General features: G+C 53.3%; 18 protein-coding genes. All 18 read right to left on the bottom strand.

Going from position 1 to position 16,333, the window contains the following annotated elements:
• Window positions 1–27: 27 nt before the first annotated feature.
• Complete coding sequence (locus NSU18_RS31610; protein WP_341018367.1) at window positions 28–903, bottom strand: menaquinol-cytochrome c reductase cytochrome b/c subunit; 876 nt, start codon at window positions 901–903, stop codon at window positions 28–30.
• 23 nt (window positions 904–926) lie between these two features.
• On the bottom strand, window positions 927–1,598 hold the full coding sequence (gene qcrB / locus NSU18_RS31605; protein WP_036727267.1) for a menaquinol-cytochrome c reductase cytochrome b subunit: 672 nt from the start codon (window positions 1,596–1,598) through the stop codon (window positions 927–929).
• Between the two features lie 5 nt (window positions 1,599–1,603).
• Window positions 1,604–2,158 carry a ubiquinol-cytochrome c reductase iron-sulfur subunit gene (locus NSU18_RS31600; RefSeq protein WP_341018366.1) on the bottom strand — a complete coding sequence of 185 codons (555 nt, stop codon included), beginning with the start codon at window positions 2,156–2,158 and terminating at the stop codon, window positions 1,604–1,606.
• Window positions 2,159–2,379: 221 nt separating this feature from the next.
• A complete protein-coding gene (locus NSU18_RS31595; protein ID WP_341018364.1) occupies window positions 2,380–2,805 on the bottom strand; it encodes a DUF2487 family protein in 426 nt (141 codons plus the stop codon).
• A 121-nt stretch (window positions 2,806–2,926) separates the two neighbouring features.
• Window positions 2,927–3,106, bottom strand: a complete 180-nt coding sequence (locus NSU18_RS31590) for an IDEAL domain-containing protein (RefSeq protein ID WP_341018363.1) — start codon at window positions 3,104–3,106, stop codon at window positions 2,927–2,929.
• Window positions 3,107–3,124: 18 nt separating this feature from the next.
• Complete coding sequence (locus NSU18_RS31585; protein WP_341150932.1) at window positions 3,125–3,631, bottom strand: gamma carbonic anhydrase family protein; 507 nt, start codon at window positions 3,629–3,631, stop codon at window positions 3,125–3,127.
• Between the two features lie 11 nt (window positions 3,632–3,642).
• Window positions 3,643–4,731, bottom strand: coding sequence for a hypothetical protein (locus NSU18_RS31580; RefSeq protein WP_341150931.1), 1,089 nt, complete (start codon window positions 4,729–4,731; stop codon window positions 3,643–3,645).
• 90 nt (window positions 4,732–4,821) lie between these two features.
• On the bottom strand, window positions 4,822–5,409 hold the full coding sequence (locus tag NSU18_RS31575) for a histidine phosphatase family protein (protein ID WP_339310367.1): 588 nt from the start codon (window positions 5,407–5,409) through the stop codon (window positions 4,822–4,824).
• Window positions 5,410–5,557: 148 nt separating this feature from the next.
• On the bottom strand, window positions 5,558–6,001 hold the full coding sequence (locus tag NSU18_RS31570) for an anti-sigma factor (protein WP_341018359.1): 444 nt from the start codon (window positions 5,999–6,001) through the stop codon (window positions 5,558–5,560).
• Window positions 6,002–6,153: 152 nt separating this feature from the next.
• A complete protein-coding gene (locus NSU18_RS31565; RefSeq protein WP_341018357.1) occupies window positions 6,154–6,741 on the bottom strand; it encodes an RNA polymerase sigma factor in 588 nt (195 codons plus the stop codon).
• A gap of 881 nt (window positions 6,742–7,622) precedes the next feature.
• Window positions 7,623–8,717, bottom strand: a complete 1,095-nt coding sequence (locus tag NSU18_RS31560) for a prephenate dehydrogenase (protein ID WP_341150930.1) — start codon at window positions 8,715–8,717, stop codon at window positions 7,623–7,625.
• A 59-nt stretch (window positions 8,718–8,776) separates the two neighbouring features.
• A complete protein-coding gene (hisC, locus tag NSU18_RS31555; RefSeq protein WP_341150929.1) occupies window positions 8,777–9,874 on the bottom strand; it encodes a histidinol-phosphate transaminase in 1,098 nt (365 codons plus the stop codon).
• 23 nt (window positions 9,875–9,897) lie between these two features.
• Window positions 9,898–10,722: a tryptophan synthase subunit alpha gene (gene trpA, locus NSU18_RS31550; RefSeq protein WP_341150928.1), complete on the bottom strand. Its 825-nt coding sequence runs from the start codon at window positions 10,720–10,722 to the stop codon at window positions 9,898–9,900.
• Window positions 10,712–11,917, bottom strand: a complete 1,206-nt coding sequence (gene trpB / locus NSU18_RS31545; protein WP_341150927.1) for a tryptophan synthase subunit beta — start codon at window positions 11,915–11,917, stop codon at window positions 10,712–10,714. The genes trpA and trpB overlap by 11 nt, the downstream gene beginning before the upstream one ends.
• Window positions 11,914–12,594 (bottom strand): phosphoribosylanthranilate isomerase, encoded by a 681-nt coding sequence (locus NSU18_RS31540; protein WP_341150926.1) that lies wholly within the window; start codon window positions 12,592–12,594, stop codon window positions 11,914–11,916. The genes trpB and NSU18_RS31540 overlap by 4 nt, the downstream gene beginning before the upstream one ends.
• On the bottom strand, window positions 12,587–13,417 hold the full coding sequence (gene trpC / locus NSU18_RS31535) for an indole-3-glycerol phosphate synthase TrpC (RefSeq protein ID WP_341018342.1): 831 nt from the start codon (window positions 13,415–13,417) through the stop codon (window positions 12,587–12,589). The genes NSU18_RS31540 and trpC overlap by 8 nt, the downstream gene beginning before the upstream one ends.
• The gene (trpD, locus tag NSU18_RS31530) at window positions 13,407–14,447 is read right to left on the bottom strand and encodes an anthranilate phosphoribosyltransferase (RefSeq protein WP_341018339.1); all 1,041 of its coding nucleotides are present in this window, start codon (window positions 14,445–14,447) and stop codon (window positions 13,407–13,409) included. Before trpD ends, trpC begins: the two co-directional genes overlap by 11 nt.
• A 136-nt stretch (window positions 14,448–14,583) precedes the next feature.
• Window positions 14,584–16,137, bottom strand: coding sequence for an anthranilate synthase component I (gene trpE, locus NSU18_RS31525; RefSeq protein WP_341018336.1), 1,554 nt, complete (start codon window positions 16,135–16,137; stop codon window positions 14,584–14,586).
• Window positions 16,138–16,333: the final 196 nt, after the last annotated feature.

The raw sequence follows: 16,333 nt of genomic DNA, 5'->3' as shown, positions 1-16,333 counted from the left end.
ACGATCAGGTTTTGCGTTACTGTTATTTTACTGTCCGCTTTTTTGTTTGGCAAGCCAGCCGGCCAGCTCATCGATATCCTGCTCAGTCAGCCCTGCCCCCATAGCTGTTTCAACCATCGGCGGCATCTGACCCTTACCTTCTTTTATAATAGTAAGAATCGCTGCCTGATCATGCTTGTCACCGACACCGCGCAGTGAGGGAATACTGCCGGAGCCCTTCATATCTACGGCATGGCAGGTTATACAGGTTGCTTGCTTATAGAGAGCCATAGCCGGATCGTCCTTGTCCACAATGGCAATATCCTTCGGCTTGACGGCGCTTGTGGTTGGCAAGCCCGCAGCCCTGTTCTCGGCCGCCTTCTCCTCGCGCTGAACATCCTCTGGAATCTGGCCGGTCTCAGCCATCTCATGCTTGTATTCTGTCCAGGCTGTATTGGTCAAATAGACGATTGCAGCGAGGGACAGGAACATCAGCGAGGATGCAATCGGTCTGCGGTAGAACCGCCGCTCCGGGCCGGTATCCAGAAAAGGTGCCAGCAGCAGAGCCCCGAAGGCCACCCCAGTCACACCCAGCGTCCCCAGCACAATATAGTCACCGGATGCGTAAGGAAGCTTCAAATACTGATAGAGGAAGAGAAAATACCAGTCGGGAATCGGAATAACCGATGCTGCCGGATTGGCAGGGAAGCCGAGCGGAGCCGGCTCTGAGATGGTCAGAACCAGAATCCCCACCAGCACTACTACACCAACCATCCATTCCTTGAGCAGAAAGTTAGGGATAAAGGCTTCCGATTTACCCGGATACGCCGTATAATCCGGCGGGGTAATGAATCCGTTCCCTCTGCGGACCCGGGAATCCCCGACGAATACCACCTTCTCTTTGGAGTCGTCTCCGTGTGCCATGACTGTGCCTCCTATACGTTATTTTACAGCGGACCGGATATGCCTTGTCTGCGGATCATAATGAAGTGCCCGACAAGCAGAATAAGCAGAACCGCCGGGAGGAAGAATACATGTAAGGCGAAGAACCGGGTCAGCGTCTCGGCCCCGGCGATACTGCCGCCCTGCATCAGCTCCTTGAGCACCGGCCCCATGAACGGAACCGAATTGGCGATCTCCAGCGTAACCTTGGTGGCGAAGTACGCCTTATTGTCCCACGGAAGCAGATAACCGGTTAGACCCAGTCCCAGCATGACGAAAAAAATCAGCATCCCCACTACCCAGTTCATCTCGCGTGGAGCCTTGTACGAACCGGTGAAGAACACACGCATCGTATGAAGGAACATCATCACAATGACGAGACTCGCGCCCCAGTGATGCATGCCGCGTACGATTTTACCAAAGGCGACCTTGGTCTGCAGATATTCCACACTGGCATAGGCATTAATAATATCCGGGACATAGTACATGGTCAGGAACATTCCTGAAAGGATCTGTATGACAGTGATGAAGAACGTTAGTCCGCCGAAGCAGTAGACAAAGGCTGAAAAATGGTGTGCCGGATTGACATGCTCAGGGACCTCGTGGTCGGCAACATCTCTCCAGATCGGTGTAATATCCAGACGTTCATCAATCCAGTTATATACGTTTTTGAACACGCCGTTCACGCCTCCTTCGCCGAAACAGTATTAGGAATGATTTCACCGAGATATACCCAGCCTCCGTCAATCTTGGTGGTGTACTGGTCCAGCGGTTTAGCAGCAACGGCAAGTTGCCGGCCCTGCTTCGTGTAGCGGGCACCATGGCAAGGGCAATGATATTCATCGGGATACGCCTTGTTATTATTCCAGCCTACGGTGCAGCCCAGATGCTTGCAGATGGGTGAAAGCGCATAAATATCTCCGTTCGCGTCTTTACGAATCCACGCCGTAAGCATCGCTGTACTGGCATACCATCCGTCCTGCTGCGGAAGCTCGAAGGTGAACTCCTGGGGCTCCTCTGTAATTTTGGACGCTTCGGCTACCTTGATGAATTGCCCCTCGCCTTTTTTCTGCAAAATCGGGTCCACAGCAAACCGGACCATCGGCAAAATAACGCCGGCCCCCATAAAGGCGGTCGCCCCGCCTAACGTATAGGTTAAAAACTGTCTGCGTGACATCTCGTTTCGGCTGGGCGGTTCTTGCGGAAGTGACACTTCTTCTTCATTAAGGCTGCTCATACTGTATGTAACCCCCTTTTCAAAATGTGAGAAGGCACCTGCAGAGTTATTGCATAGGTATTTTAGGTAAAAAATCCGTTTTCAATGAAAAATATCACAGTTCATATAAGTTCATCCTAATCATAGCTTAGGGTCCAAAACCCGTCAAGAATATTGTCTAAATTGTGACAGGCGTTTTCGGTGCTTTTTTAATAAATTGTTGATTTTCCGTCACATTTAACTTATTTTTCATTCTGCCATAAGGTCTGGATTTCGCTGCGCACATACGCGCTTACCCCTGCCCTGGAATCAGCCACTATCTCAGGCAGGCAAAGGAGTAAATCGCTTTCAAAAACATCCTCCCTGCGCAGTCCCTCATTGGCAGACATCACGATTGCGTACTGGAAGCCGCTGGATTTGACTTTTCGGCAAAGTTCATTCACAATAGCTCCCATTCCGGGCCCGGCATACTGTACCGCCGGATAAGTCACGACCCTCCCCTTGTACGGTTGTTCAGCCAATTCCAGGAAATCACGCTGGCGTTCAAGTAACGTGGCGGTCTCAGGCGGAGTCTCCGTGCCCTGAAGTCCGCTATAAGGAATGATGCACGTATCATAAAAATGTCCGTCGGTCTCCCAGGCTCTACTGTCAAAATCACTGAATTTCATAGATTCGCCTCCTCTAGCCGCATCCTGCAGCATGCATTTTTACTTTAAAAGCATCATAAACAAGTGTATTCAGCTTGGCAATCCCTAATACAGAAAAAAAGAAATGCGCCAAGCGCATTTCCTATGCCAAACTTTTCAGTTCTTCAGTCAGATTCCGGAAAGCTGCCTCATCACCGGCAGCCAGCGCCGTGTCAATCTCCAGGTACAACATGTCGGTACGACGCTTTCTTAATGCTTCATCCCACACCATTTCCGCAGCCAGCCCCAGCATCACTTCATAAGTAGCCTTCATTTTGTCCATTCGATACACCTCCGCTGTTTAAGAAATTCCGTATTCCAATGCTTTTTTCACATAGCTTTCACTTGTGCGTGCCATCCTCAGCAGATCCTGCTCAGTCAGTTCACGGATTACTTTGGCCGGTGTGCCCAAGGAGAGCGTGTACGGAGGAATGATTTTGTTCTCGGTTACAATAGAGCCGGCTCCTATTAAAGCATATTCACCAATCTCTGCTCCGTTCAGTACAATTGCACCCATTCCGATTAATGTGCCCTTGCCTATCCGGCAGCCGTGGATGATTGCTGAATGCCCGACCGAGATGTCATCCGCAAGCACCAGCGGCAATCCTTCCGCCACATGGCCGACCACACCGTCCTGGATATTGCAGCGTTCCCCGATGATCACCGGCGCCAGGTCACCGCGAAGTACGGCGTTGAACCAGACACTGGATTGTTTGCTTATTCTTACATCGCCAACGAGCTTAGCGCCTTCCGCCACATAGACTGATTCATCAAGCTGCGGTATGTAACTCCCATAGGCAATCCGCATCTCTCTCCCCCTTACCTGAGCAGATGCTTCGGCACAGCCGCCTCACATCCCCAGGGTGTCATCATGACCACTGTTCCTGCGGGCTGCTCACCAAGCTTAAGCATGCCCAGATGCAGCATCATCCGCAAGATGCGCTGTTCCAGAATGGAAGCGGCATCATCGTAATAGAAGGGCTTGATCAGCCAGCCGATTCCTTCTAACAGCGAGGCTGTGGTCACCCATCTGCCGGCACTTAGACTGATCCAGTAGACCAGCGAAGGCAAATTGGGAATAGCCCCTTTATACAGTCTTAACCAAAAGGAGAATAACTGCATCAGCTTCTCGGATTTTCCCTCCGCCAGAAAATGCCCGCCTGCGGCTGTAAGCTGCAGCCTGTAGCCTTCCTCGGAGATCCAGCGGCGGTGGCGGGCATAATCGTACAGCAGGGCAAATCTCGGCGGATAATGCTCACAAGCCCTGCCGTAGCCGAACCTCCAGCCACCTTTGCCAAGCAAAGGCTCCGTAATCTGCAGCGCATTCATCAGCCCTTGCTGATTGCGCTTATAAAGCGCGCCTTCCTGGTTCAGCTCAGGCTCATTCTCCTTCACATACCGCAGGAACAGCAGCAGATCCCCGGCCAGTAAATCTCCCTCTCCCCTGTACACCGCCGGCTCCGGGACAGGAATAATCCGCTGCTGCAAATACTGGCCCATCTGCTCACGGAAGCGCTTCTTCAGATCCAGCGGCACCTGGAACAGATACCGGCTCTGCTGAGAGGCTCCGCTGAACAACCAGCCGCTGTTCTTAAGCCGGCTGACCAGCTCGCGGTAGTCACCGCTTTTGCCGGGCGGGGCATCGAAGGAAGCCTGCCTGGCAGCAGCCAGCAGATCCTCCAGGCTGAAGTGACTGCGTTCATCAAAGAGCAGGCTGTTCAGCAAACGCAGCTCTCCCGGGGAACTCCCCTTAATATGGGACTCCATGAATTCCCGGCTGCCCAAGGTAATCAATATACTCTGAATCAAATCATGTTTGGAATTCCGTTTGCACTCACACTGATAGCGTCCCGCAATGGCGGTCAGCTGACCAATGTCTGCATAAGTGAGCATATCCGCCAGATTCATCTCTCATCGCCTCACTGTTTTACTACCATTATGGGAAATACAGCCCTTTTTATTCCTTTTGCCGCAAAAAAAATAACCCGAAGGGTCGGGTTAATGCTGTTTTTGTAAAATATGACGGGTACAGTTGTACAATAAAGGATTCCATTCCTGCTCATTCTTCTCCAGAATCGTGAGTGAGAGATTGCCGAGCCGTTCCGAATATTTGTCTTTGTAAAGTGCGGTGTAGAGCTGCGCAAGGAATCCTCCATGGGAGATGACCAGGACATTCTTACCCGGGAAGCGGGCCGTAATATCCTCCAGGAATGCAAGACCCCGGACCTGAAGCGCCTCATCGCTCTCCTGTCCCAGAGACAGCAGCTTCCAATCCTTGCCCCATTTGGCTTCACGGGCTTCGGCTGTCATGCCCTCCACCTGGCCGTAGGCACGCTCACGGATACGGTCATCCGGCTCAAGGAGAGGAATACCCAGCTTGGCCGCTACGATCTTGCCGGTCTCTGCTGCACGCGACAGGCTGCTGGTAATACAATAGTCCCAGTGGTAAGGCTCCTGCAGCAGCCGGTCGCCCAGCATCTCAGCCTGCCGCCTGCCTTCATCATTCAGCGGAATATCACTTTGTCCCTGAATTTTACCTACCGCATTCCAATCCGTCAGCCCATGGCGTATTAAGCCGATCAGCATCGCCTATCACCGTTCCCTTCCCTTTTATGTTTGCTTACTAATGTAACACGAATGAAAACAAATGTCTTCTTTTTTAGAGCAAGTGGATACACATACATTCTTGTATTCAAATCAAAAACCCTCTTCTCCAGGTTCGGGAAGGGGGTTCTCATTGTCTGCGGTACCGGTTCAGACGGACCAGCAGGAATATGGATAATCCGACGCCCAGCGTCGACAATACCATCCAGTACTGCGGATGTGCAGGCCCCATATTGGCCACCAGCGGCTCAATGATCCCGCCCTCAGACTCCACCGGATAGGAAGAAGACCAGTCCAGAGTTAAGCCTGCCACACCTGTCTCGACGATCCCGCTCTGTGCCGCCGTCGTATTCGAAGGGGTCTTGAACACGGTGAAATATAAGAAGCTGGAGATAAACACCGCTAAGAAGCAGGCAATCCAGAGGGTTAAACGATGCCGGAATACTGTAGAGCTCCCCGCAGACTTCCCGTCTCCAGGCATAAGCCAAGGGCTCTCCAGATAGATCCGCTCCATAACCTTACTGTTAATCGCTTCTGCCCGCTCATCGCTGACATCGAATCTTGTATCCTGCATAAGCTCACTGGTCTCCTGCCACAGTGCCCATTCGGCACTGCAGTAGGAGCAGGTTGCGATATGTCTCTCAAGTCTAATCCGCCTGGGATCTGTGGGGGGAGCGTCCCACAAGTGTGGAATGGAATCCTGCGCTTCCCTGCAATTCATAGGCCTTACACCCTCTCAGCCTGCTCTTCAGCTTCAGGCTCATAGAAATAGGATTCGAGCTGCAGCTTCACACTGCTTCTAGCCCGGAACAGCAGTGACTTCACTGAGCTGACGCTCTGCTCCAGAATCACAGCAATTTCCTGATAATCCATCTGATCATATTCACGCAGAATCAGCGCGGAACGCTGCTTCTCCGGGAGATTGTTAATCGCTTCGCGGACGAGCTCCATCCGTTCCTTACGCAATGCTGCCTGTTCCGGCGCAACATCAAGCGGTGCCACAGGCGTATATCCGCTCTCTTCGAGCGACACATTCCCGGCACGGTTCTTACGAAGTTCACTCAGCACTGTATTGCGGGCAATCGTGTACAGCCATGTGGAGAAAGAAGCATCAACTTCCCGGAAGGAATGAAGACTCCGGAAGGCTTTGTAGAAGGTCTCTGAACAGAGGTCTTCGGCAATCAGCTCCATATGGGAGTTCTTCAGCATGTGGTACACAAACGCCAATATCTTGCGTTGATATCGTCGCATGAGTTCCGAGTATAATTCTGTATCGCCTTGCTTGATTAGCTGGATCAACTGGGAATCCGTCATGGTGAGTCGGCCCTCCTCGCCCTTGCACGTGTAATCCCGTCCGGTCCGTATCTACTTATACCGGGCAGGTAACAAAAAGTTGCGGCATTACTTCAAATTTGCAGCACAAAAATCCAATCTTCCTATGTATATTCAACTAACCGTTATTTAAGGCTTGGTGTATGTAAATACTGAAAAAAATTCGCATATTTACAACTTTCATTCTTTTCAAGTCAGAAGAATGGCAGCATTCTCCTTACAGGACAACGCAGCCTCTCTCCACTTGTTCAGCAAGCGGTTACCTATACCTGGAAGGAATCTATAAACATACTTAACCTAGTATAGCACAGTTTCTAACAGGAGGAAATTAATAGACTTTGAGAGAGGCAAAGACAGGCCGATGAAAGCGGTCTTTTTTTCTTTGAATAAAGTGTTGACAAAATGTAAACGGATACATATAATAAAAGTACAGTATGGTTTCTCTCCACTCCTATCCAAACACTACACGGTTCCAAGAAATTGTGAACTGTAACCGCTTATTATGTAAGCGGTCTTTTTTTTGCCCATTTTTACGAACATATGGGTGTTTACCAAGCGTTTGTTCTTTGCGGGAGCCGGGGCGTCCTCTCATAGCAGGTGGATATCCTCCACTTATTTAGGGAGTGTGGTTCTTTTTCGGTGCAATAGCTGGACAAACAACACTTATTTCTGCTCCTCCTCCGTTGTATGGCAGAAACCAGCAATAATAGTTGCTGTTTTTCCACTTGCTTCCTAATATCCAGCAACTATCGCTGAATTAAGATACATTTGTCCACTTACTCCTTAGAGAAAGCAGTTAAGTTTCAAAAAAATAAGAGCCGGAGCTTCAAGCCCCGGCTCTTATTTTCCTTTTTACATATATTTTACATATATACGGTATAATCATTCTCCTGCAACAGAATTCTGGCCCGCTCCATATCGTTCTCCTGGCGGAAGGATAAGCGCATGATCCCGGGAACATCCTCGCGGCTCTCAATAATCTGCACGTTGCTGAGGTTGATGCCCTGGTCGCCCAGCTCCGTAGCAATCCGGCCGATAATGCCGGGATGATCGGGAACATCAATATGCAGATCGAACAGCGGAGTGATCATTCCCTTGCGCCGCTCAGGAAGCTGGCTGCGGAATTGATTCGCCTCCTGGAAGGCCGACTCGATCCCTGCACCATCCCCGCTCTCCAGCAGATGAATGAACGAGGACACCTCATCGTTCCAATCCTTCAGCAGCCGCAGCATCACAGAGCGGTTATTCAGCAGAATATCGCGCCAGATGATCGGATCGCTCGAAGCAATCCGGGTAATATCACGGAAGCCCCCCGCAGCCAGCGTGCTGTACAAGGAGTCCGAATGGTCATAGGCATGAATCTGATTCACCAGGGCTACCGCAATAATATGCGGCAGATGGCTGATCGCTCCTACAATCTCATCATGGCGCTCCGGATCAAGCCGGACAATCTGCGCTCTCGTATGTAGCAGGAGCGACTCCAGAGCCTGGTATGCCGCTTCAGGTACTCCTGGCGGGGGCGTGAGCACGTAGTACGCATTCTCGAACAATAAGGAGGAGGCTGCCTCTACGCCTGAACGCTCCGATCCGGCCATGGGATGGCCTCCGATGAAATGTACGCCGGGAATATCCAGTGTAAGGGCACACGCAGCGATACTGGCTTTGGTGCTGCCGACATCTGTAATGATACAGCCCGCCTTCAGCGGCAGCCTGCTTAACCGCTGAAGGTAGTCCTCAAGCATGCCGACCGGCACACACAGAAAAATATAATCCGCATCCAGTGCAGCTTCCTCAAGAGATAATGTAGCCTGATCAACCACACCTCTGCTCACATATTTGGCAGCAGATTCAGGACGGTGGGCATGGCCTACAACGGTCAGACCCTCCTTACCTTTGAAGCATAGGGCCAGTGAGCCGCCGATCAGGCCGACACCGAAAATTGCTATTTTTGTCGTCATGTTCTTAGTACTACCTGCCTTCTGTGGTATCGTCAATCCAGCTTCTGAGCCTGTTGCGGTTATGTGCGAACTTCCTGCTCCTTCAGCGCTTGCTCCAGGGCAGCTACGAAGGCTGTGTTCTGCTCGGCGGAGCCGATGGTCACCCGCAGATAGGTCGGATACCGGTGGAAGCCTGTTCTGACGATGATTCCTTGCCGCAGCAGCGTATCGAAGACTTCAGCCGCAGGCTTACGTACATCCACCATAATGAAGTTCCCGTGAGCCGGGAACGACGTAAGCCCTAGACGCGCGAATTCCGCCTCAAGCTGCACAATCCCTGCACTGTTAAGGGCACGGCACTGCTGCACATATTCCTGATCGGAGAGTGCCGCTACAGCCGCCACCTGAGCCAGGCGGGTCGTATTGAACGGCTCACGCACCTGATTAATCAGGGAGATCACCTGCTGGCTGGCTACACCATAGCCGATACGGAGCGCAGCAAGACCATAGATTTTGGAGAAGGTACGAAGGACTACCAGATTAGGGTATTTGTCGATCAGCTTAATGCCATCAGTGTAGCTGAGATCCGTCACATATTCATAATAGGCTTCATCGAGGACTACCATTACGCCCGCAGGTACTGCATCCAGGAACGAAATCAGAGCATCCTCAGGCACAATGGTACCGGTTGGATTGTTCGGATTGCAAATCCAGACGATTTTGGTCCGGTCCGAAATCTTCGCCAGCATCGCGTCCAGATCATGCGTTCCGTCCTTAAGCGGGACTTCTATAGTTACAGCCCCTTCGATATCCGCATTGCTCTTATATACAGAGAAAGTCTGATCTGCCATAATCGTCTCGTCGCCGGGCAGGAAGAAGGCACGGGCAATCAGAGCAATAATCTCATCCGATCCGCATCCGAAAATAATACGGTAACCCGCCACGCCCAGGTGCTTAGCCAGCGTCGCCGTCAGCTCAGCGGCAGAGCCGTCCGGGTATAAAAAGAGGTTATCCAGCTCCGCTACGATAGCGGCCTTCGCACTTGGTGCAGCCCCGTAAGGATTCTCGTTGGATGCCAGCTTAATGACTTCGCTTAAGCCCAGCTCCTTCTTGACTTCTTCAATCGGCTTCCCTGGCTTGTAGACAGGAAGGTCAACGATATTCGGTTTTGGATTCATGGGTGATCCTCGCTCTCCAAAGGTTAATTAGGTCTTAATTGTGACACAAATTCACGAATTTGCAACAGTCCGGCGCTTCTCGTCTGCGGCTGGGACAAGAGGGGAATAACCTCCTCCACCTTGCGGACAATGGCGCTTCCGACTACTACACCATCACAGATCTTGGCAAACCGGGATACCTGTTCTCCGGTGGAGATCCCGAATCCTACAGCGATAGGCAGGTCCGTAGAACGGCGGACGGACGCTATGAATTCATCTACTCCGCTGTGGAAGCTTGAGCGTTCCCCGGTTACCCCGAGCGAGGATACGCAATAGACAAAGCCGCTTGCACCGGATACGATCCGGGCAATCCGTTCGCTGGAGGTCGGGGCCACGAGCGGAATGAGATTCACACCGGCGGCACGGCTGCGTGCACGCATGTCTTCTGACTCCTCAACCGGCAGGTCGGGAATAATCAGCCCGCTGATCTCATGGGTATTCAGCTCCGCAAAAAACGTATCCAGCCCCATCTGCAGCACCGGATTATAATACGTGAACAGGATGAACGGCAGCCCGCTGCCAGCCTGCCGTGCTTTCAGCGCCGTCTCCATACAGGTGCGCAGATGAACCTTGCTGCGCAGCGCTCTTGCAGACGCCCGCTGGATGACCGGACCGTCGGCCAGCGGATCGGAGTAAGGAACGCCAAGCTCCAGGATATCCGCTCCCGCTGCCTCCAGCTCGGCAATAATATCCAGTGTAGTCTCCAGATCAGGATCGCCTACGGTAAGGAACGGAATAAGGGCAGTACGGCCTTCCGCCTTCAGCCGGTTAAAAGCCAGGTCCATCCGGTTAGTCGTTTCAGTTGTCATTACCGCTCGCCCCTTCCGTATAAGCCATAATGGATTCGACATCTTTGTCACCGCGTCCCGACAGGCAGATCACCACAATATCATCCTTGGTCAGCGTCTTGCCGAGCTTCACCACATGGGCAATGGCATGAGCCGATTCCAGGGCGGGAATAATGCCCTCCGTCACGCAGAGCAGCTTCAGTGCATCCAGCGCTTCGGCATCGGTCACCGGCACGTATTGGGCACGGTGAATGTCCTTGAGATAGGAATGCTCAGGCCCCACGCCCGGATAATCCAGTCCGGCCGATATGGAATGGGCCTCGATGACCTGTCCGTGCTCGTCCTGCAGCAGATAGCTCAGCGAGCCCTGGAACACGCCATGGCTTCCCTTGCTCATGGTTGCTGCATGGAACGGAGTATCTACGCCTTTACCGGCAGCTTCAACACCAATCATCGCCACCTGCTCATCCTCCATGAACGGATAGAACATACCGATGGCATTGCTGCCTCCGCCTACTGCGGCAACCAGCAGATCGGGCAGACGTCCTTCCGCCTCCAGAATCTGGCGGCGGGTCTCATCCCCGATAATCCGCTGGAAGTTGCGGACCATCATCGGATACGGATGGGGACCTACCGCCGAGCCAAGCACGTAGAATGTATCTTCGACATTGCTCACCCAGTAGCGTAGCGCCTCATTCCCGGCATCCTTCAGCGTTCTGGAGCCTGAGGTCACCGGAATAACCTCTGCCCCGAGCAGCTTCATGCGGAAGACATTGAGCGCCTGGCGGCGGGTATCCTCTTCACCCATGAACACCTTGCATTCCATGCCGAGCAAGGCGGCTACCGTAGCTGTAGCTACTCCGTGCTGGCCTGCGCCGGTTTCGGCAATCACCTTGGTTTTACCCATCATTTTGGCCAGGATGCCTTGTCCGATCGCGTTGTTGATCTTGTGGGCGCCTGTATGATTGAGGTCCTCCCGCTTCAGATAGATCTTGGCCTCGCCAAGCTGCTTACTTAGCCGCTCTGCATAATACAGCGGGGTCTCGCGGCCCGAATACTGCTTGAGCAGATAATCTATTTCCTCCTGAAAGGCCGGGTCTGCCGAGAATTTATTGTAAGCTTCCTCCAGCTCAATCAGCGCAGTCATCAAGGTCTCAGGAACGAAGCGGCCTCCAAAAGAACCAAAACGTCCATTTTTGTCCGGTACTTGTATCATGATTGCTTCACCCTTTCTACGAAAGCTGTCATTTTGGCGATATCCTTACTGCCGTTACTCTCTACTCCGCTGGAGACATCCACGCCATAAGGGCCGTAACCATCCAACAGCTCGTTCACATTGTCCGGATGCAAGCCTCCGGCTATAAATAAAGGCAGCGCATGCTTCGCCGCCGCTTGCTGGTATAAGGGGATTTGCTCCCAATCAAATGTACGGCCCGTACCGCCGCTGTCCTGCGGATCATAGGCATCCAGCAGCAGCGCATCAATCGTACCCGCATAGCTGTCCAGCAGAGTCTGAACCTCATCCCCCGCATCAGTACTGCACCCGGCAACCGAAAGGGCTTTCCAGACCTTAATCTGGGGAAAAGCCGCCTTGACCTCCGCACAGAACTGCGGACTCTCTTGTCCATGAAGCTGCACAACATCCAGCGGTACCGTTCTCAGCAGCTCTACCAGCTCAGAAAGAGCGGGGTTAACGAATACGCCCACCGGGCGGGGAGCCGGCTCAGACTTCCAGTTGCCCAGCTCTGCAATCAGCTCCGCAGCCACACCCGGGGTAACCCTCCTGCGGCTGGGTGCAAATACCAGGCCCACATAATCGAGCGGCAAACTATTCATAGATTTTAGCACTTCAACGCCCTGAAGTCCACAGATTTTTACGAGAGGTTCAGTCACTCTGCACACGATCCTTCCCTGCTGGAAGCGGACCGAGCAGCTGATGGATGGCCTGCTCTACATCCGGCTGGCGCATCAGGTATTCTCCGACCAGCACACCGGTTGCCCGTGTCTTGCGGAGATACGCAATATCCTCCGGCCCGGCAATCCCGCTCTCGCTGATTACGGGAAGACCGGCGGGCAGCAGGGCTGCCAGCTCCTCCGTAGCGGAGAGCGACGTTTCGAACGTCTTGAGATTCCGGTTATTAATACCCAGCAGAACCCCGGGATGTTCAGCCTTACCAGTAGACAATACCGTCTCCAGTTCGCTGCGGTCATGAACCTCAATCAGGATATCGAGTCCAAGCGCGGCAGCGGAGTCGGTGAACGAGGCGAGCTGCTGCGGGGTTAGAATGGCCGCAATCAACAGAATGGCATCCGCACCAAGCAGGCGGGCCTCATAGATCTGCTTCTCGTCGATAATGAAGTCCTTACGCAGCAGCGGAAGCTGTACAGCCTCTCTTACCTGCTGGAGATACACGCCGCTGCCCTGAAAATAATCCTTGTCCGTGAGCACGGACAGGCAATCGGCTCCTCCTGCTTCATAGCCCCGGGCAATCGTCACCGGATCAAAATCGGCCCGGATCAGCCCCTTGGACGGCGAGGCCTTCTTCACCTCGGCGATCAGCCCCATCTCCCGGTTCCGGCGTTCAGTTAAGGCGCTGCGGAAGCCTCTTGTAGCAGGTAATGCGGCAATGGAACGCTCCGCCGCGGCAAGCGAGAATTGCCGGCTTAACGCTTCTACCTCTTTTACTTTCGTGGCAACAATCCGGTCAAGATACATAATCAAGCTCCTTTGTCATCGCTTTTAACTGTTCCAGCTTGCGCAGCGCCGCTCCTGAATCCACAACCTCTCTGGCACGGTCCACGCCTTCCTTAAGGGTATCGGCAAGACCGGCGACATAGATGCAGGCTCCGGCATTGGCCAGTACGATATCACGGTACGGATTGATATTACCCTCTAGCACTGTAGTAATAATCGCCGCATTCTCTGCGGCATCGCCGCCCATGACATCCTCCAGCGGATGCTGGCTGAGGCCAAGCTCCTGCGGTGTAATTTCGTAGGTAGTGACTACGCCCTGCTTCAGCTCGGAGACCTGCGTCGGTGCCGAGATACTGATCTCATCCAGGCCGTCCAGGCTGCTGACAATCATCGCCCGCTTGGAGCCCAGCTCACCCAGGACCTTGGCAACCGTCTCTGTCTTGTTGCGGTCATAGATGCCCATCAGCTGCCGGTCTGCTCCGGCCGGATTGGTCAGCGGACCCAGCATATTGAAGACCGTCCGCACCCCCAGCTCACGGCGGGGAGCAGCGGCATGCTTCATGGACGGATGATAGATTTGGGCGAACAGGAAGCAGATGCCGATACTGTCCAGACATTGCCGCGCCTGCTCCGCATTCAGATGGATATTGACGCCAAGCGCCTCCAGCACATCTGCACTGCCCGCTCTGCCGGACGCCGAACGGTTGCCGTGCTTCGCCACTCTGACAGAAGCAGCGGAAGAGATGATCGCCGAAGCTGTGGAGATATTGAATTTATGAATTCCGGAGCCGCCCGTGCCGCAGGTATCCAGCAGCTGGCTCCGTTCTGTAAGCACCTGTGTGCCGAAGCCGCGCATCGCCTCTGCGAAGCCGGTGATTTCTTCAACGGTCTCGCCTTTGATCCGCAGTGCAGTCAGCAGCGCTCCGATCTGCGCCGGCGAAGCTGCACCTTCCATAATCGTGCCCATAATCTCGCGGGCCTGCGTACGGGTAAGATCCTTTCCCTCGATTAAACCGGCAATTCCTGATTGCAGTAACTGGCTTGCGTCCATAGTGGATGTCCTCCTAAGAGTTTTGTGAGCGGGGCTTCCTGAACCAGCTTCGTACAAAACTGGCTCCGAAAGCATACGCAAAAAGTTTTATGGAGCATTCTCTGCTCTTCTGATCTCGTCTCTGCTAATTCCCGGTTCACGGGGTATATTCGTACATATAATCCTGGTTAATGACCTGCTTCTCCTTCACCTCAGCGGGGAACATTGCTTCCGCCATCCGGATCGCCTTCAGCATTCCCTTAGCCTTGTTCACCGTCTCCTCATATTCCTTCTCCGGCACGGAATCCCAGACGATTCCTGCTCCGGCCTGCACATAAGCACGGCCCTTGCGGAAGATAATCGTGCGGATCGTGATGCAGGAATCCATGTTCCCGGAGAAGCCGAGGTAGCCGATCGCTCCGGCATAAGCACCGCGGGCTTCCCGCTCAAGCTCCGCAATAATCTCCATCGCCCGCAGCTTCGGCGCGCCCGATACCGTACCTGCCGGAAGGCAGGAGAGGAAGGCATCGAAGAAATCCTTATCCTCGGCCAGCGTTCCGGTCACATTCGAGACCAGATGCATGACATGCGAGTATTTCTCGATCTCCATGAAGGTATTGCATTTCACGCTGCCGAATTTTGAGACCCGGCCCAGATCATTGCGGCCCAGGTCGACCAGCATCAGATGCTCCGCACGTTCCTTCTCGTCCTCAAGCAGCTCTGCGGCGAGCTGATGATCCTCAGCCGCGCTCGCTCCGCGCGGCCGGGTTCCCGCAATCGGCCGGGTCTCCACCCGTCCGCCATCCACCTTGACCAGCGCTTCCGGCGAGGTGCCGACGATGATCTCCTCATCCATTTTCAGATAATACATATATGGGGATGGGTTCAGAATGCGCAGCATCCGGTACACATGCAGCGGAGAGACCTCGGTCTCGATATGCATCCGCTGCGACAGCACCACCTGGAAGATATCTCCGGCACGGATGTATTCTTTGGCCTGCTCTACGTTGCTTATATATTGCTCCTTTGTGAGATTCGAGTGAATCTCTCCAAGCTCGATATCCTGCGGAATGCTGCGGCGGTTGACGTTCTCCTTCGGGCCTTCCTTTTGCAGCTCCTCTGCCAGATTCACTAAGCGGTTGCTCAGTTCCTCGTAATTGGCCCGGATATCCGAATCCGTATCGCCATCCTTAATATGAAGATTACCCACCAGCAGAATCTGCTGCTTCACATGATCGAAGACGATAATGCGGTCACAGAACATAAAGCGGATGTCATCCATATTCAGGTCATCTACCGCATGTGCGGACAGCTTCTCATAATACTGCAGCAGATCATAGCCGAAGAATCCGATGGCTCCGCCTGTGAACGGCGGCATGCCGTCCAGCTTGGGACTGCGGTAGGAACGGAGCAGCGCCTTCAGCTCCTCGACAGGTTTGCCGGACAGCTGTTTTTTCTCGCCGCCGACCTCCACCTGGATCTGCCCCTTTTTGCCGGAGATCATCAGGAACGGATCACTGCCGATAAAAGAATAACGCGCCCATTGAATGCCGCCCTCTACACTCTCCAGCAAAAATGCGCGATCCTGCTCGGCAAACCGCTGGAACAGCCGGATCGGCGTTTCCATATCAGCCAGCAATCTTGTCACAACCGGGATCAGATTGTATTCGCGCGACAGCGACACCACTTCTTCAATGCTCGGATTCGTCACTTGGGTAACCTCCTAGGGGGATAACGGATAGGGTCCGAAATACAGAAAAACCTCTACCGGAGTAGAGGTTTGTTGATAGTCAGTATGTGAATAAGCGCCTGGGACAAGCATGAACAAAGCCGAATGCAAGAGATTCCTCCATGGATACATACAGTGATAGCGCAACAGCAACTCATCATAAGTTACGGCTATACAG

This window comes from Paenibacillus sp. FSL H8-0048, assembly GCF_038002825.1.
GTDB lineage: Bacteria > Bacillota > Bacilli > Paenibacillales > Paenibacillaceae > Paenibacillus_AQ.
Note: the sequence above shows the minus strand (reverse complement) of the source record. Positions and strands in the feature narration are given on the sequence as shown.

Coding starts and splice junctions, on each gene's coding strand:
- trpA (WP_341150928.1), bottom strand. CDS start 10,722: ATGACAACTGAAACGACTAACCGGATGGACCTGGCTTTTAACCGGCTG.
- NSU18_RS31590 (WP_341018363.1), bottom strand. CDS start 3,106: ATGGACAAAATGAAGGCTACTTATGAAGTGATGCTGGGGCTGGCTGCG.
- NSU18_RS31575 (WP_339310367.1), bottom strand. CDS start 5,409: ATGCTGATCGGCTTAATACGCCATGGGCTGACGGATTGGAATGCGGTA.
- trpC (WP_341018342.1), bottom strand. CDS start 13,417: ATGTATCTTGACCGGATTGTTGCCACGAAAGTAAAAGAGGTAGAAGCG.
- NSU18_RS31560 (WP_341150930.1), bottom strand. CDS start 8,717: ATGACGACAAAAATAGCAATTTTCGGTGTCGGCCTGATCGGCGGCTCA.
- NSU18_RS31570 (WP_341018359.1), bottom strand. CDS start 6,001: ATGCAGGATACAAGATTCGATGTCAGCGATGAGCGGGCAGAAGCGATT.
- trpB (WP_341150927.1), bottom strand. CDS start 11,917: ATGATACAAGTACCGGACAAAAATGGACGTTTTGGTTCTTTTGGAGGC.
- trpD (WP_341018339.1), bottom strand. CDS start 14,447: ATGGACGCAAGCCAGTTACTGCAATCAGGAATTGCCGGTTTAATCGAG.
- NSU18_RS31580 (WP_341150931.1), bottom strand. CDS start 4,731: ATGAATCTGGCGGATATGCTCACTTATGCAGACATTGGTCAGCTGACC.
- NSU18_RS31600 (WP_341018366.1), bottom strand. CDS start 2,158: ATGAGCAGCCTTAATGAAGAAGAAGTGTCACTTCCGCAAGAACCGCCC.
- NSU18_RS31610 (WP_341018367.1), bottom strand. CDS start 903: ATGGCACACGGAGACGACTCCAAAGAGAAGGTGGTATTCGTCGGGGAT.
- NSU18_RS31585 (WP_341150932.1), bottom strand. CDS start 3,631: ATGCGGATTGCCTATGGGAGTTACATACCGCAGCTTGATGAATCAGTC.
- NSU18_RS31565 (WP_341018357.1), bottom strand. CDS start 6,741: ATGACGGATTCCCAGTTGATCCAGCTAATCAAGCAAGGCGATACAGAA.
- NSU18_RS31595 (WP_341018364.1), bottom strand. CDS start 2,805: ATGAAATTCAGTGATTTTGACAGTAGAGCCTGGGAGACCGACGGACAT.
- hisC (WP_341150929.1), bottom strand. CDS start 9,874: ATGAATCCAAAACCGAATATCGTTGACCTTCCTGTCTACAAGCCAGGG.